The sequence below is a fragment of the Bacillus sp. S71 genome (assembly GCF_016625265.1).
GTDB lineage: Bacteria > Bacillota > Bacilli > Bacillales > Bacillaceae_G > Bacillus_A > Bacillus_A cereus.
Window position 1 is genome coordinate 35,641 of sequence record NZ_JACVUW010000009.1, and the last position, 15,992, is coordinate 51,632.

Below are 15,992 nucleotides of genomic sequence, written 5' to 3' on the forward strand. Positions count from 1 at the left end.
TCCCAAAATAGGAAAACACCTTTTTACTCATTTATTCTTATTTAGAACAATGCTAACGATGACACCAACACACACGCCTATAATAGCTGGAACTATCCACCCAACACCTTCTGTATAAAATGGAATGTATTTTAATACTGACGTCCACTGATTCATCATTACATTTTTATTTAAAATATCAATTGCACTAAATATTGCTACAAACCAAACAGTTACTGCATATACGTATGCATACTTCCCAATATACTTATGGAATAACCCTAGAATAATAAGCGTTAATGCAATTGGATAAATAAATCCAAGAATTGGTACTGATACTTTTAAAATTTGCGTTAATCCTAAATTAGCTAAGATCATACTAACAACGCTTACTATAAATGCCCACACTTTATAAGATACTTTCGGAAATGCACTCGCAAAAAATTGACTACAAGACGTAACAAGTCCAATTGAAACACATAAACAAGCGATAGTAAAAATAAGACCTAATAAAACGACTCCGCCCTGTCCAAATAATGTAATCATAACTTGTGCTAACACTTTCGCACCGTTATCAAATGTTCCTAATGAGCCACTAATTGCCCCCACATATCCAAGGATGACATAAATAATAGATAATAATAGTCCTGCCCCAATTCCAGCAATACTCATATATTTCGCTAAACCTTTATCATCTTCAATACCCTTTGCACGTAATGCATTTGCAATCACAATTCCAAAAATTAAAGCAGCTAACGCGTCCATTGTTAAATATCCATCTAAAAATCCTTGAAACATAGGAGCTTGGCCATAGTTCCCTATTGGTTCTTTCATATCTCCTACTGTTGTAAACATACTCTTTATAAAAATAAGTGCAATCATACATAATAATAACGGCGTAAAGACTTTTCCAAACACCCCCATTAGTTTAGATGGTGATAAACTTAACCAGTAAACAATACTAAAGAAAATAACTGTGTAAAACAATAATACTCCGCTTCCTGCTTCAGGGAATAACTGACCTGGCCCCATTTCAAAGGCTAAACTTCCCGCACGTGGTATACCAAGCCCAGGTCCAATAAATACATACACGATACATGGAAAAATAATTGCAAATGAAGAATGAACTCTACCCGCTAACGTTTGAAAACTTCCTGCTTTTGCAATAGAGATAACACCTAATATAGGAAGACCTGTTGCTGATATAATGAATCCTACTAATGAAATCCATACATGTTCTCCTGCTTCATATCCAAGAAAAGGTGGGAATATAAGATTCCCTGCTCCAAAGAACATCGAAAATAACATAAGACTAATAAGTAAAATTTCTTTTTTCTGTAACAATTTCATTTCTTTCTCCTTCTTTGATTTCATCTCTTATGAAATCAATTCCACATATAAAAAAAGTACAATAACCCGCTTCCTTACAAAGAAAACATAGTCCATAGTCTATCACAAAAGAAACCCCCCTTCTATAGCTATTCCCTTTTTCCAATTTCTTCTGAAAAATCAACCTTTATTGACTTATAATAGTTAATAAAGTAAAATATTAAATGTACAAAATTATTAACTTTGTTTTTGTTTGTGTCAGGAGGAAAATAACATGGAATCAGCGATACAACTAGAAAGAGAACAACAAAGAAAAAAGAAACATCCTCCAGGTTTATACTTACTCTTCTTTACAGAAATGTGGGAAAGATTTAGTTACTATGGATTACGAGGATTATTAACATTATATTTAACGACAGCTTTAGTAAGCGGTGGTCTTGGGTTTAGTCCCGCATGGGCACTCTCTATTTACGGATTTTACACTGGAGCCTGTTATTTCACACCAATGATTGGTGGATACTTAACAGATCGTTTTCTAGGTAGACGAAAAGCGATCACAATTGGTGGTATAACAATGGCATTCGGTAACCTTACACTATTTGCCTTGCAAAACCAATTAGGCCTATACCTCGGATTAGCGCTTATTATTATCGGTAACGGATTCTTCAAACCGAACATCTCTACACTGGTTGGGGAATTATACGAAGAGAACGATCCAAAACGTGATAGTGCATTTACCATTTTCTATATGGGTATTAACGTCGGATCATTTTTAGCTCCACTCGTTTGCGGATTTTTATCAGAAAATTTATTCAAAACAACAGTTGATGGCGTTGTACATTACGGATTCCGTTACGGTTTCTTAGCCGCTTCAATCGGAATGATTATTGGACAAATTTTATTTACAACACTATCAAATCGCTTCCTTGGTAATATCGGTAAAAAACCAACTCGCGATTTACAAACAGCTGCTGGACAACCATCAGTAGGAGATACACCATTAACAAAAAAAGAAAAACAACGTACCGCTGTTATCGTCATTTTAACATGCTTCGTTGTCTTCTTCTGGGCTGGCTTTGAACAAGCTGGTAGCTCATTAACATTATATACAAACAAATTTGTAGACCGCTCTGTGTTCGGATGGGAAGTTCCAACATCTTGGTTCCAATCGGTCAATCCATTATTTATTATTTTGCTTGCTCCAGTCATTTCTGCATTATGGGCAAAACTTGCAACTCGCAAGCGCGGTGATTTAAAAATCCCAACTAAAATGGGACTTGGGATGATCTTGCTCGGTATCGGTTATATCATTCTCGTTATCGCAACATTAAAAACAGGTAGTGATGAACATAACATTACAGAAAAAGCAAACTTACTATTTATCGTCTTTACGTATCTTTTCCATACGTTAGGTGAGCTATTCTTATCACCTGTCGGACTATCAATGGTTAGTGCGCTTGCTCCGGTAAAATTAGCATCTTTACTAATGGGTGTATGGCTAGCAAGTTCAGGTATCGCCAACATTTTAGGCGGACAACTTGCAAGCTTCACAACTTCACTTGGATACGCTGAAGTATTCACAGTTATTGGCGCTGTGGCAATTGTATTAGGTTGTGTTTTATTATTAATTTCTAAGAAATTAGTGAAATGGATGGATTAAAAAAGATGAGGAATTTCTCCTCATCTTTTTTTATGCTGTTTTACCTTTTTCGATTGCTTGTTCGTACAGCTCTTTATGTTCTTTATATTCACTTGGTACGAAACTCTTATAGAAGAATGAGAACCAGCTGTCTCCCTTTTTATACCCTTCTTCTCGAATTTCCGCTGCTTTTTTATTCGATTTAAATCCTTCAGTAAACCATTTCTTTAACAATTCCTTTCTTTCATACTTAGCAGGAACTTTTAAATCATAGTTTTCAAATGCATACTTATAGCCAGCTTTTTCTACTGCCTTTTTTGTAGATTTATAGCCTTTTTCATACGCTGTTTCATATGCCTTCACGTATACTTCTTTCTCTCTATTTCCAGGATTCTTTTCAGCTAATTCTTTCCCTGTCTTTTCCCCTAATTCAGCTTGCTCTTTTTCAATTTTTTCTACTCTTTCTTTATTCCCTACTTTGAACCCGTCTGCAAAGTTTACCTTAAACTCTGGAGCAACTTGACTATCGTCCATCGTCTCTTGCGCTAAACCTTGTTCTTTTCCTTTTTCAAAATGCGTTTTCTTCTGCTCTTCTAAAGACCATGTGGCTGCATAAGTCGCTTTAAACGCTTGTTTATATGCATCAGATTTTCCAGCTACATGCACTTCTGCATCATTTTTTCCTGCTTTAAAATCAGTTTCTCCATTCTTTTGACCTTCAAGTTGACCTTTTTCCATATCAGCTTGGCGCTGCGCTTCCTCTTGTTTACGTGCCTCTTCAGCTTTTCTTTGTTCCTCGGCTACACGTTGTCTCTCTTCTTCAGCTTTACGCTGTGCTTCTGCATTACGTTGTTTTTCAGCCTCAGCGTTACGCTGTGCTTCTGCAGCACGTTGTTTTTCAGCCTCAGTATTGCGCTGTGCTTCTGCTTGTCTCTCAGCTTCTACAGCACTATTATTATTCTGGCTATGAGCTGGGCTCGTTGCACCACTACTAGAAGCTGGTTTATTGTGATAATGATATTCCCCGTACTGTAATCCCCATTTCTCACAATTTGTACGACACGTATGTCCGCCATTAGCATCTGTACGCCCTGGATGCGCATAAGCTGAAATTGGAGCTACCAATAACGCTATACTCGTTGTTAAAAGAAGTTTCTTCACCTGTTGTCTCACTCTTGTTCCTCCCAAAATATAGAATTCTAACTTTATTATACATAAATAGAAGAATACTTAAATACCAACCAAAATATTCTATTATTTCTCAACATTAGTAAAAAAGAAGGTGAACTCTTTAAAGAGTTCACCTTCTTTTTTTACTTCTTCGCCTTCGTTCCTACTAAATCACCAGCAACAACATAACGCTTAGAATTATCCTTTACAGATACACATGTAATAAGTGTTATCTCATCTTTCCCATGATCCTCTACAACTTCCCACTTATCAGGAGTTACTTCAGATACACCAGTAACCGCATACTCATATTCATTTTCATTGTCATACAAATAAATTTTATCGCCTTTTTTCAAAGAAGCTATATCACTAAATAAAACACCTTTTTTAGACATGTTATGTCCTGCTAGTGCGTAATTCCCTTTTCCCATAACTTGATTCTCTTTTACTGTCGCTGCACCTGATAATAAGTTTTTTTCAGTAGAAGCTTTCAAAACAGGCAGTTCTACTGAAACACTTGGAATCGAAATACGACCAATTACTTGTTTCTTATCTAATGATGCATTCGCTACTTCCGCCAAGTCTGGTTGATTAATTTTGGAAGCATCTACAAATTCCGTCTCATGCTTTTCATAATCCATCTTTTGAACAGCCTGCACATTTTCAGTCTGTTTCTTTTCAGCCTGATATCCATCATAAAATGGCTTTCCAATTAACACGCCACCTACAACAAATAGAAGGATTGCTACTATACTATAAATTCTTTGCTTATTCATATACAATTCCTTTCCCTTACAAAATCTTACTCTATATAAAATGATAAAATAATATCGTCATATGTACAAGTATTAGCTTAAAAAGAAACCTTCTTGCCGGTGCAAGAAGGTTTCTTTTTAAGCTAATTTATTTCTGTATAGTGATACGTGAAATACTGTCATTTGAATAAAGAAAATCGAAAATATAATATATAATGGGTATCCAGGAAGATATTCATTAATAATAGGCGAAAAAGTTAAAAATCCAACTGCACAAGGTAACACAAACCATAACGATACAAATGTTGTTCGGCAAGCTTTATCCGTAATCGCTTTTTCACGTTCATCTTCTAGTGGAAATAATAATGGATACATCCAAAAAGATAAATTCTTATATTTTTTCTTTTGAATTCTATAAAAAATTGTAACTATAATTGCTCCAATAAATAATAAAATGAATGGTACTCCATTAAACCATACTTCAAATGGGAATTTCTCGTTTTTAATTATATCTGCTAACTCTGTAATGACACTATAAAATTCAACAAATGTCCAGCATGCTAAAGCAGTATAAAGCACGTTTATGATATAAGAAAAAACAATTCTATTCATCCTCTTCCCCCTCCTTATTTAAAACAAACACATCTTCCATCTTTAACTGAAACACATCACAAATCGTAAGTGCTAATAACAACGAAGGAACGTAATCCCCTTTTTCAATTGCTGCAATTGTTTGCCTCGTTACTCCAACCTTTTCTGCTAATACGCTTTGTGTAAAGTTAAAACGAGCTCTTAATTCTTTTACTTTGTTTAAAATGGTCAAATTTACCACCTCTCACCATTATTGTATGCTATCCTTAACAAAATGTAAACTCAACTTAACATTATTCTTACAAAAAAATCCAACTTTACGTATTGTAAAGTTGGATTACGTTTTAGTTTAAAATTGTAAGCTTAACATTTTTTCTGCCCCACTTACTAGACGAAGCTTTATCTGGCATTAAAACATCAATTTTGTGACCTTTAATCGCGCCACCAGTATCTGCTGCAATTGCTTCTCCGTATCCTTCAACATATACACGAGAACCTAATGGGATAACAGATGGGTCCACCGCAATCAATTTCATTCCTGGGTTTGCAGTTAGATTATAGCCTCCCCATGCAGAATATACTTGTTGACCTGGTGCATAGCCATTTTCACCTGGATCTGCTGTATAAGCTGTTGCATGTACATAAAGTTCTTTCCCGCCAGCAGTTGGCTTAGAAGATGGTTCAGGTTGTGCAGGTTTTGCAGGTTCTACCTTCGAATTATTATTAGCAACTGGTTCAGCTGGTTTATTAGCTTTTTCTTGCTTTTGCTTTTCAGCAATTTCCGCTTGTGCTTTCGCTAAAGCTTCTTGCTCTGCTTTTGCAGCCGCTTCTGCTTTTGCACGCTCTTCTGCCGCAATTCTTGCTGCTTCTTGTTCACGAGCAATTGTTTCTTGTACTGCCTTCATATTTGATTCAATTTTAGCTTTTTCTTCCGCTGCTAAATTAAGTTGACTTGCAACCTCATTATATTTAGCTTGAACTGTTTGTAAGTTATCTTGACGTTTTTTCAAGTTATCTTGCAGTTCAGCTTGCGCTTTTGCTAATTTTTGTTTATCTACTACTAAAGATGCTTCTTTTTCGTCAATTGTTTTCTTATCTTCTTCAATTTGACGAAGATCTTGTTCTTGTAGACGTAAAATTTCTTTATCAGCTTCTAGAATAGTAGAAACTGCGTTCATACGTTGTAAGAAGTCTGCAAAGTTTTTTGACTCTACTACAACTTCTACTACTAAACTTGTATTTGAGCTGTTTTGAACAGAAACCATACGTTTTCTCATAATATCTTTACGAGCAAGGACTTTATCCTCTAAAACGACAATTTCTTCCTTTTTTTGTTCAATCTGCTTATGTGTTTCATCGATTTTACGTTGAATAGCAGCTTGATCCTCTTTATTTTTTGCAATTGTATTATTTAAATTATGTAGTTCGTTTTCGATACCTTTAATTTCTTTACTAACAGCTTGCTTCTCTTGCTCTTTCTTTTGCATTTCTGCATCGTTTTGTTGCAATTGCTGTTGCATGTTGTTAAGTTTCTCGTCGTTTGACTCTGCTTTAACAGCGACTGTACTAGAAAGACCGATAATTCCTGCTAATACTAGACAGCTGATTCGCTTAAAATAGTTCATAATCCGACTCCCTTCTTATACAGTTATACATGATTTATTTTACAGTTTGTTTACAAAACGATTAAATACAGTTTATTTTTCGTGACAAAAAAAAGAGAATTATGAATAAAATGTAATAGATTCTTAAATATTTAACAATTCCTATATTTAAAAAATACAAAAGATGCTAAAATCCAAATATAGAGAAAATATAACTTTCGAAGGCGGTTGAAATAAATACATGTTTACTCAAAAGAAATCACTCCAACATACAATTGCTCAATTAGAAGAGCGTATACAAGAATTAGAAGCAGAATTAAAACAAAAAGATATTGAAAAACAAGAGACTATTTCTACTATCCACGATCGTGTACAAAGCGTTGTCCAAGAGCATCAACTTGTAAATAACCAACACAATACACTTCAAAATTTAGTTCAACAATTAAGTTCATGTTTCGAAAATGTTTCAACACGTACGACACATTCCAATGAGTTAAATAATGAAATGTTGCAAAAGGAACAAAGCTTAATTCAGTCTATTGCAGAAATTATTGACTGCTCTAATGAAGGAAAAGAATCCGTTCACCGCTTACTTATTGTAATTAATAAATTAGGTGAACAATCCCAACGCACGTCTAATAGTATGAATCATCTAAGCGAACGCTCAAAGGAAATCGAGCAAATTGTAGAAGTCATTCAAAACATTGCAGCACAAACAAATTTACTTGCTTTAAATGCGAGTATTGAAGCCGCACGTGCTGGAGAACACGGTAAAGGATTCGCTGTCGTTGCCAATGAAGTAAGAAAACTAGCAGAAAGTACAGCAGAAAGTACAAAAAACATAGGCAACTTAACGAAAAAAATTCAAGAAGAAATTGAAAAAGCATACGATAACACAAAAGATAATTTACATTTAGTCGATGAAGGTGTAGAAATGAGCGCCGATACAAACGCTAGAATTGAAAATATTTTAGTTATGATTCAAACGTTACAAAATGGTGCTACAAATGTTATTAAGGCTATTGAAAACCAAAAATCTTGTAATGATGACATATTACGAGAATTCGCTAACACACAACAAATGTTCCAAAAATTAAATACTACTATTATGAATCATATTCATGATGCTGAAAAAGTCGATGTTCAATTGTCTAAAAGTCTTCAAGGAACAGTAAATTCTTAATTAAAAATAAAAATCCCTTATACTGCTATGAGGGATTTTTATTTTATTTCGAATATTTATTTCTTTTCAATATTCATCCATATCTTTGTTATAATGGAAAAGTTGTTTCTTTCAACTAATAAACAAGGAGGTTATTATGGAACAATTTTACTACGTTTTAAAATATTTAATTCTCGGTCTGTTCCAAGGACTAACAGAACCAATTCCGATTTCTTCAAGTGGTCATCTCGTTTTAGCACAACATTTGCTAGGACTAAAAATAGAAGGGTTTAGCTTCGAACTACTTGTTAATTCAGCTTCATTATTAGCTGTATTACTTATTTATAGAAATGATTTAATTCGTCTAACGAAGAATGGTCTCTCTTATATATTTACAAGAGCAGAAGACGCAAAATCAGATTTCTTCTTTATTATTTATCTTGTTATTGCAACCATTCCAGCAGGTGTTATTGGTGTTTTATTTAAAGATTACATCGATCAGTACTTAAAAGGTGTGAAGATGGTTGGGATTTCCCTTCTTATTACTGCTGTCGGCCTTTGGATTATTAGAAATTTACGCGGTCGTAAAAATGATGGCGACCTTTCTATGAAAGATGCAATCATCGTCGGATTAGCACAAGCTTGCGCACTGATTCCCGGAATAAGCCGATCTGGTGCCACAATCGTAGCAGCAATGTTACTTGGTATGAAGCAAGAAACAGCTCTTCGCTTCTCATTCTTACTATACATTCCTGTTAGCTTAGGTGGCTTATTGTTAAGCATTACAGACATTGCAAATGATCCAAATCTAGACACATTATTCGTACCATATGTCGTTGCATTCATCGCAACATTTATCATGACGTATATTTCACTAAAATGGTTTATGAACATTATGGCAAAAGGAAATTTAAAATATTTCTCTTTCTATTGTATTATCGTAGGTGTACTTACTCTTATTTTCTTATAAAGTAAAACTTACAAATTGAAAGCGAGTCATCTAGTGTAATAGAATGACTCGCTTTTTTACACCTGTATTAAGTTAAAATCTATCATTTACTTTGAATTTTCTGAATAGTATGATATCATTTAAGTTCACTATTATAGTAAAGCTATCTTTCCTACTATTATCGTAAAAGAGGTGTTTATATGTTTATTGTTACTAAACTCATTCATATTAAGTACGGATATGAAAGTGAGCTTCTTTATGGGCTTAAACAATATTATCCTTCTCCCGGAACGAACGGTTGTATTAACATAGAGTTTTCACATGTTCATCGTACAAATGATAAGGCAGAATATATGATTCGTATGTTATGGAAAACACAACAAGATTACCATACATGGCTTTCTCAAAGAGAAAGAAATGTAACTTTGAAGCGCAAAATACAAAGCTATATCCTTTCTTCCAAATCAAATGCTAGCTATGTACATTAACCCTTCTCTTTTTATTCCTTACGAGGGGCAAAATGATAAAGTGAAACTTTAATCAGCTCTCATCAATCGGGCTGTTCACAAATAACGAGATAAGGCCCCTCTTACTTTTCATACTGTAAGAGGGCTTCTCTTATGCATACACTTTCTTCTCTTGACAATACAAACGAATAACATGTTTATTTTGTTGAAATACATCATGCGTCAGACGAATAATAATAAAGTTTCTTTTTGTTTGATCATCATGAACAAAAATCTGTTCTCCCTCCTGAAAACGCCATGCACTTTCAAAAGTCGTAATATGATCCCCACTTACAGAAAAAAGTTCATATCGCATCTCTTGTACCCTCTCTCAACTTATATAATCATAATATCCTCATATTAAATTTATTATAACTTAATTCCTATAAAATTAGTAATTATTTCTATTTCGAAATATTTTAATTTTGTATTTAAATATTTTTAGCGCTATAATGATAAACGAATTTTCATTGAAAGGAGTTTTACTTTGACTGCATATTTATTTCCAGTAAAAACAGCATTTATTTTATTTCCCTTTTTAGCAATGTTTCTTTTAATCCCTTTTTTAATATTTAATTATCGAAAATACGGTTATTTAAATAAATGGCGCTCATTTATTTTATACTCATTATTACTTTACTTATTAAATGCCTATTTTCTTGTTATTTTGCCGTTACCACAAACGTTTGATACTTGTAGCCTACAACCAGCTAATACACAACACATGCAACTCTCACCATTTTATTTCATACAAGAGATTAGTAGTCATACATCGGCAGTTTTAACGAAACCAGCTACTTATTTCTACTTATTAAAAGAGTCTGCGTTTTTACAAGTTGCATTTAATGTTCTATTAACTGTTCCATTCGGTATTTACTTACGTTATTATTTCCGACGTAGTTTCTTACAAACAATTTGCATTTCCTTTTTCCTTTCACTATTTTTCGAGCTAACACAAGTGACTGGATTATACGGTATATACAATTGTGCATACCGATTATTTGATATCGATGATTTGTTTTTAAATACATTAGGTGGCGTAATTGGTTTTATCATTGCACCAATATTTACGTACTTCCTTCCGAAGACAAACGAGTTAGATAGTCATATTGATTTGGAAACGAAACCAGTCGGATTCATTCGTCGCCTTATCGCGATGCAAATTGATTGGATTTTCTTATCTATCGTCGTACCTGTCGTTAAAAACAAAGGAAATTCTTTCTTCGTTTCTAATATGCAATCTTACACGAATATGTATGAGCTCATTTTCATTACGTGTTCAATCCTTATGTATTTTATTCTTATTCCATACTTTACAAATGGAAAAACAATTGGGAAAGCATTGCTTCGCATTCATTTGAAAGGAAAATCAGATCGTATTACATTAAAAGAACTATTTATTCGCTACGGTATATTTTATTTTGCGTTAGGCGGAATCAATTATATTCTTTCTAGTAGCTCTATGTTAAATCATACAGAACCTTTAGTATTACTCGTTACATTGTTATTCCTATTTATCATTAACGGCCTATTCATTATTCATGTTTTACTGCATGTATTTAGCCGTGATAAACTACTATTTTATGAACAGATTAGTCATACAAGAAATGCAATTACACTAAAAAAAGCTGACAAATAATTATTTGTCAGCTTTTTTATATACATAATGTGAAACTTTAATCAGTGGGGGTCTTACTGCCCAGCAAATAGCGGGATAAATAACTTTTCTGCATAAGGATTAAAAAACATTCCAAGTTCATCTAGAGACTTCCTCGCCTGTAAAAACGAATGAAACTCTGGATATATATCTTGTAATTGCTCATACGATAATGTATGCATTTTCCCCCAATGCGGACGCCCTTCATACTTCAGAAAAATTTTTTCCACTTCGCCAAAGTAAGCAGCATATTTCATACCTTTATACATATGAACAGCGATATACGCTGAATCTCTTCCATAGGCTGGACTAAGCCATATATCATCACCTTTCACATAGCGGCATTCGATCGGGAAGTGCACCTTATACTTTTTCTTTTCAATAAGATTTGAGATTTCTTCTACAACCGTCCTCATATACTTTGAAGGAATGCTATACTCCATTTCATAAAATGGTACCGTACGTGATGTAGCAAATACTTCATAGCTCGGGCCAATTATTTTTGTGTTTGGTACAGCCTTAGCTGATAATCGACTCACTCCTTTACTTATAGAAGGAAACCATTTACACCCTTTAGATAGCAAAGAGAACATCCTATTTTCAAGTAACTCCACCTTTAGTTTATGCCATTTCAAATCACTGCCTGTATTCGTTGTTTCGTTCGTAAGTTTTACTTGTACTTCATCAGAATAAGGAAAAACGAAAAATTCAAAGTGACGATGCTTCTTATACTCTTCTAGTTTGTTCATTACAGTAGATAATGACTGTTTTTCACTTTCATAAACGAGTGAATACGCTGGAATAACCTTCAATTTTATCTTTACAATGATACCTAACATTCCAAGTGACAACTGAAACGCTCTCCAATATTCTACGTTCTCAGCTTCCGAACAAACTATACTCTCACCATTAGATAAAACGGCCGTAATCTCTATAACTTGTGTTGATAAACTCCCAAAGGTAATGCCCGTTCCATGAGTCCCCGTACTAATCGCTCCTGCAATAGATTGTGAATCAATATCCCCTAAATTTTCTTGCGCATAACCTTTTTCCTCAAGTAACTTCCCTAAATCATATAACTTTGTTCCTGCCCACACTTCAGCGACCATCTTCTCTTCATCAATATTCACAATGCCCTTCAATTCATCTAAAGAAACTAAAACTTCTTCGGTTTGCACAAGGGGTGTAAACGAGTGTCCTGAACCAACAACACGAATTTTCCGCCCCTTTTTTCGTGCAAGCCCCACTACTTCTACTACATCTTGTATACTTTCTGGATACATCGTATAATGCGGCGTTCCTTCTACATTCCCTGTCCAATTCCTCCACTTTTGTCCCTTTATAGAAAGCATTGGCCATCCCCCCGATATGTTGAATACTCCCCAATAATCTCTCCTTGTTTAACACGATACAAAAAAGGAAAGCGCTCACATAATTCACCAGCCTTACTATGACGAAACAAAATGGACTCTCCTATGTCCACTCGTTCCTCGCCGTTATAAAAAATTGGCGTTTGTACCTCGCCAGCACCTTCTAAAGCTAATAGTTTTGCACCCTTTGGTCTCCAAACTTCAGGCTCTTTATCTTTTCCAACTGCTCCTGAAGCAATATATCCACCACCTAGGCAAGTGTAAATAAACGGGACTGGTTTACGCACAACCGGTAAAGCAAATCCGACCGCTGGATGAAATTTCACCTCTTTATAATAATCAAACAGCTTCGGAGAATAAAAAGCAGAACCTATTGTAATCTCTGAAACTGAATTATCTTTCTCAGTTGTTTTTATGCTTCCTGTTCCGCCTCCATTTACAAACCTTAGCTCAATACCAAGTTTTTGTATTGCTTTTACAATATATTCTCTTCTTTCTTTCACTTCTAGCACTGATTTCTGCTTTAAATACGAAATCACTTTACTTTTCAGCCATTGATTCGGTATATGGTCTCCCACCCCAGCAATTTGAGCTTCATAACCCATCACACCATCTAACATTAAATATGATGACCTTCTCACCTTTTCTACTACTTTCAACGCATCCTGCACATTTTTTACTGGGGATCTTTGTACACCAAAATGAAATTGAAAGAAACGACTACTCATATCAATATCCAAACAAACACGAAAACATCCTTTAGATTTCTCAGCAATTTTTTCTAAATACACAATATGCTCTTCACAATCCACCATACAAGTTATAATGAAACCTTTCTTTGTTAGCAAACTAATTTCATACAAAGCTCTCTCATCATAAGCAGGATATCCGAGCAATAAATCATTAAATCCTTGTTCTATTAAAAATAAAACCTCTCTAGGTGAAAAGCACATAATACCTTGAAATCGATCATTTGCAGCTAAAATCTTTTGCATAATCGGAACAGAACGTAACGATTTACTCGCTATACGAATCTTCTTATTTCCACTTAACTCTATAATCGATTGAATATTTCTATCTAAAGCCACTTCATCCAAAAATGCACACGGTAATGGAACTTCTTTAAAAATTCCTCGATCCACATTTTTCTCTCCTCTTTTCAATATGTCTTATACATATTGGAAAGAAAGTATGATTTTCCTGTTTGCAAATAAAAAAAGTTTCTTCTTTACGAAGAAACTTTTTGAAACTACTTCATAGAAATAGTCGCCTCTACTGGATAATGATCAGAGTAATCATTATACGTATATTGTTGGAACCACGATGTAACAGTCCATTGTGGAGATTTCGGCTGTAACACCTTATTCTCTATATATGATGGGTTCGCATGGTCTTTGCTTGCAATAATATAATCTAAATATTCGGCAGGACTATCAGGGAAATTATATTTTGCAATACTGTTTGTCGTTGCATCCCAAGTCGCTGTATGTCCAGTATAAGATGGTACAGAAGCGTTCAATGTTTTAAACATAGATGCATACTCTGAATCATTATTGTTCTCTGCATTTATCTTATTTACGTTCATATCACCACCAATTAACACATACTCATTATTTGGTATATTTTTATTTTTAATAAAATCTTGAATTTCTTTTAATTGGTTCGTACGTACAGATGCTGGTGAAGTTTTTCCGCACATACTATCTTCAGCCTGCAAATGCGTCCCAATCACGTGAACGAAACGATCATTTTTCTTAATTTTCGTGTATACAAATCCTTTATTCGATAAATTATCTGGCCCGCATCCTTTTGCAAATACATATTGAATTTTTTCAGCGATTGGCCATTTACTCACAATCGCAACGCCACCATCTTCAGGAGTTGAAGATGAATAGTTTCCTAACGTTTTATCCCATTCGCTTCCACTACTACGACCTAATACTGCTGTTTGATTTGGATATTCTTTCTTCAAATTGCCTAATAAACGATCTGAAGCGCTATTATCAAACACTTCATTTAATATAACAACATCTTGATTCTTTATATAATCTGCCGCCCCGATTAAATCAGCACGCTCAGTTTGTCCCCAGTTCGGATATAAGTTTGTTGATAGCATATATACATTATGCGTCATCACTTTTAATGTATCATTTTGATTTGTAGATGCTTCTGCTTGAGCTGAAGTTCCGCTATATAAAGCTCCTAAACCAACCCCTAAGCTAAGTACACCTTTTAGCAATTTACCTTTCACGTTTCATACCTCCATGTATTGTATAGTAATAAAAAGGCCAAATACTCTATTCTGAGATTTGACCTTTTTCAAATACTTAACGATTTCCGTACGTATCAAACCAAAGCTGAATGTATCCAGCAGTAACACGTTGTGCATCCATTAAACGCTTACCTGTCATTGGTGTAACTTCAGCGCGCCATTTATCTGCATATTCTTGTGATACAGCTGCTCTTACGAACCAATCTTTCGTATTATCATTTACAATGCCAGCGTAATCTTGTTTCGCAACTACTGCCGCTCCATGAATCCAATCTTCTGGATTCGTACCTTTCCAGTTCCAATATCCATTTCCATCCGTTACTTTATAATTATCTTTTATCGTATCTACAAAGTTTTCATATTTAGAATGGAATCCTTGTGGATACGAAAGGTTCGTAAAGTTTGCCGCATGCATCGGTTGGTTTACATCCCCTAAATAATGAAGAGATAAGCCTAAATAGAAGAATGCTTGTTTCATATCTTTATTTTTGTAAGACTCACCAGCTAATTTAAAATATTTAGCTCCAGTTTCCTTTGCCTGCTTTGCATACGGAATATAAGTTTTCCCATTGTCAGGGTCATAGAAATGTGAAGCAAATGTGCTATTATCATAATAAGGATTTTCATAGTCAGCAGCATAAATACCGTTCTCTAACTCAGTACGCCATTCATTTAATAGTGCAACTCGATCTTGTTTTACAAGTGTTGTATTACGAGACATAATATCAATTGCACGGTTTACAATCCATAAATGAGAATTCACGCCTTCTTTATGTTTATCTTCAGCAGACCAGCGTGGAATAACTCCAAATCTCTGTCCCCCATCATTTTCATGAGCAAATGCAACACTTTGTAATGGAGCAACTAATGTAATAGCTGCCGCTAAAGCAAGTACTTTCTTTTTCATATAAAATCCTCCATTTTATAATTGAATTATTGTAAACATTTTGTTAGGATCCTATGATGTCGTCCGGTTAACCTATGACTAGAATATCCCACCTTTCACGAA

Annotated in this window: 15 protein-coding genes and 1 pseudogene; 5 read left to right on the forward strand and 11 right to left on the reverse strand. The window is 34.5% G+C overall.

Annotation, left to right across the window (positions count from 1 at the left end; genetic code table 11):
* Window positions 1-27: 27 nt before the first annotated feature.
* A complete protein-coding gene (gene brnQ1, locus IBT51_RS19050; RefSeq protein ID WP_200458527.1) occupies window positions 28-1,329 on the reverse strand; it encodes a branched-chain amino acid transport system II carrier protein BrnQ1 in 1,302 nt (433 codons plus the stop codon).
* 253 nt (window positions 1,330-1,582) lie between these two features.
* On the opposite strand from brnQ1, the gene IBT51_RS19055 reads away from it, so the two are divergent.
* Window positions 1,583-2,968, forward strand: a complete 1,386-nt coding sequence (locus IBT51_RS19055; RefSeq protein ID WP_200458528.1) for a peptide MFS transporter — start codon at window positions 1,583-1,585, stop codon at window positions 2,966-2,968.
* Between the two features lie 30 nt (window positions 2,969-2,998).
* Here IBT51_RS19055 and IBT51_RS19060 read toward each other — a convergent pair whose 3' ends face one another.
* The 5 genes from IBT51_RS19060 to IBT51_RS19080 all read right to left on the reverse strand — a co-directional run bounded on the left by IBT51_RS19060 (window position 2,999) and on the right by IBT51_RS19080 (window position 7,088).
* A complete protein-coding gene (locus tag IBT51_RS19060) occupies window positions 2,999-4,120 on the reverse strand; it encodes a YHYH domain-containing protein (RefSeq protein WP_200458529.1) in 1,122 nt (373 codons plus the stop codon).
* Window positions 4,121-4,260: 140 nt separating this feature from the next.
* Window positions 4,261-4,893 (reverse strand): class A sortase, encoded by a 633-nt coding sequence (locus tag IBT51_RS19065; RefSeq protein WP_001041724.1) that lies wholly within the window; start codon window positions 4,891-4,893, stop codon window positions 4,261-4,263.
* 117 nt (window positions 4,894-5,010) lie between these two features.
* Complete coding sequence (locus IBT51_RS19070) at window positions 5,011-5,484, reverse strand: DUF2178 domain-containing protein (protein ID WP_001080041.1); 474 nt, start codon at window positions 5,482-5,484, stop codon at window positions 5,011-5,013.
* Window positions 5,477-5,695 carry a helix-turn-helix transcriptional regulator gene (locus IBT51_RS19075; protein WP_140155641.1) on the reverse strand — a complete coding sequence of 73 codons (219 nt, stop codon included), beginning with the start codon at window positions 5,693-5,695 and terminating at the stop codon, window positions 5,477-5,479. Before IBT51_RS19075 ends, IBT51_RS19070 begins: the two co-directional genes overlap by 8 nt.
* A gap of 112 nt (window positions 5,696-5,807) precedes the next feature.
* Entirely contained in the window at window positions 5,808-7,088 is a 1,281-nt protein-coding gene (locus IBT51_RS19080) for a 3D domain-containing protein (protein WP_059304140.1), read from the reverse strand.
* A 631-nt stretch (window positions 7,089-7,719) separates the two neighbouring features.
* Here IBT51_RS19080 and IBT51_RS27440 point away from each other — a divergent pair.
* The 3 genes and pseudogenes from IBT51_RS27440 to IBT51_RS19095 form a co-directional block, all read left to right on the forward strand.
* A pseudogene (locus IBT51_RS27440) lies at window positions 7,720-8,250 on the forward strand (methyl-accepting chemotaxis protein); the annotation flags it as partial.
* A 136-nt stretch (window positions 8,251-8,386) separates the two neighbouring features.
* Complete coding sequence (locus tag IBT51_RS19090) at window positions 8,387-9,199, forward strand: undecaprenyl-diphosphate phosphatase (protein WP_000434794.1); 813 nt, start codon at window positions 8,387-8,389, stop codon at window positions 9,197-9,199.
* 179 nt (window positions 9,200-9,378) lie between these two features.
* Entirely contained in the window at window positions 9,379-9,666 is a 288-nt protein-coding gene (locus IBT51_RS19095) for an antibiotic biosynthesis monooxygenase (protein WP_053565233.1), read from the forward strand.
* 130 nt (window positions 9,667-9,796) lie between these two features.
* Here the strand turns inward: IBT51_RS19095 and IBT51_RS19100 are convergent, their stop codons facing one another.
* Window positions 9,797-10,000, reverse strand: a complete 204-nt coding sequence (locus tag IBT51_RS19100; RefSeq protein WP_001268332.1) for a hypothetical protein — start codon at window positions 9,998-10,000, stop codon at window positions 9,797-9,799.
* A gap of 171 nt (window positions 10,001-10,171) precedes the next feature.
* Here IBT51_RS19100 and IBT51_RS19105 point away from each other — a divergent pair, with 171 nt between their 5' ends.
* On the forward strand, window positions 10,172-11,323 hold the full coding sequence (locus IBT51_RS19105; RefSeq protein ID WP_088021840.1) for a VanZ family protein: 1,152 nt from the start codon (window positions 10,172-10,174) through the stop codon (window positions 11,321-11,323).
* A gap of 53 nt (window positions 11,324-11,376) precedes the next feature.
* Here the strand turns inward: IBT51_RS19105 and IBT51_RS19110 are convergent, their stop codons facing one another.
* From IBT51_RS19110 to cerA, 4 genes are all read right to left on the reverse strand, one after another.
* Window positions 11,377-12,693 (reverse strand): D-arabinono-1,4-lactone oxidase, encoded by a 1,317-nt coding sequence (locus IBT51_RS19110; RefSeq protein ID WP_065229759.1) that lies wholly within the window; start codon window positions 12,691-12,693, stop codon window positions 11,377-11,379.
* Window positions 12,681-13,853, reverse strand: a complete 1,173-nt coding sequence (locus IBT51_RS19115; protein WP_088021841.1) for an amino acid deaminase/aldolase — start codon at window positions 13,851-13,853, stop codon at window positions 12,681-12,683. Before IBT51_RS19115 ends, IBT51_RS19110 begins: the two co-directional genes overlap by 13 nt.
* A gap of 107 nt (window positions 13,854-13,960) precedes the next feature.
* The gene (gene sph / locus IBT51_RS19120) at window positions 13,961-14,962 is read right to left on the reverse strand and encodes a sphingomyelinase C (RefSeq protein ID WP_200458530.1); all 1,002 of its coding nucleotides are present in this window, start codon (window positions 14,960-14,962) and stop codon (window positions 13,961-13,963) included.
* Window positions 14,963-15,038: 76 nt separating this feature from the next.
* Window positions 15,039-15,890 carry a phospholipase CerA gene (cerA, locus tag IBT51_RS19125; RefSeq protein WP_000730997.1) on the reverse strand — a complete coding sequence of 284 codons (852 nt, stop codon included), beginning with the start codon at window positions 15,888-15,890 and terminating at the stop codon, window positions 15,039-15,041.
* Between the last annotated feature and the right edge of the window lie 102 nt (window positions 15,891-15,992).

Bases quoted from the DNA above. Each gene is read 5' to 3' on its own strand.
- brnQ1 (WP_200458527.1), bottom strand. From the start codon at position 1,329: ATGAAATTGTTACAGAAAAAAGAAATTTTACTTATTAGTCTTATGTTA.
- IBT51_RS19055 (WP_200458528.1), top strand. From the start codon at position 1,583: ATGGAATCAGCGATACAACTAGAAAGAGAACAACAAAGAAAAAAGAAA.
- IBT51_RS19065 (WP_001041724.1), bottom strand. From the start codon at position 4,893: ATGAATAAGCAAAGAATTTATAGTATAGTAGCAATCCTTCTATTTGTT.
- IBT51_RS19070 (WP_001080041.1), bottom strand. From the start codon at position 5,484: ATGAATAGAATTGTTTTTTCTTATATCATAAACGTGCTTTATACTGCT.
- IBT51_RS19080 (WP_059304140.1), bottom strand. From the start codon at position 7,088: ATGAACTATTTTAAGCGAATCAGCTGTCTAGTATTAGCAGGAATTATC.
- IBT51_RS19090 (WP_000434794.1), top strand. From the start codon at position 8,387: ATGGAACAATTTTACTACGTTTTAAAATATTTAATTCTCGGTCTGTTC.
- IBT51_RS19095 (WP_053565233.1), top strand. From the start codon at position 9,379: ATGTTTATTGTTACTAAACTCATTCATATTAAGTACGGATATGAAAGT.
- IBT51_RS19100 (WP_001268332.1), bottom strand. From the start codon at position 10,000: ATGCGATATGAACTTTTTTCTGTAAGTGGGGATCATATTACGACTTTT.
- IBT51_RS19110 (WP_065229759.1), bottom strand. From the start codon at position 12,693: ATGCTTTCTATAAAGGGACAAAAGTGGAGGAATTGGACAGGGAATGTA.
- cerA (WP_000730997.1), bottom strand. From the start codon at position 15,890: ATGAAAAAGAAAGTACTTGCTTTAGCGGCAGCTATTACATTAGTTGCT.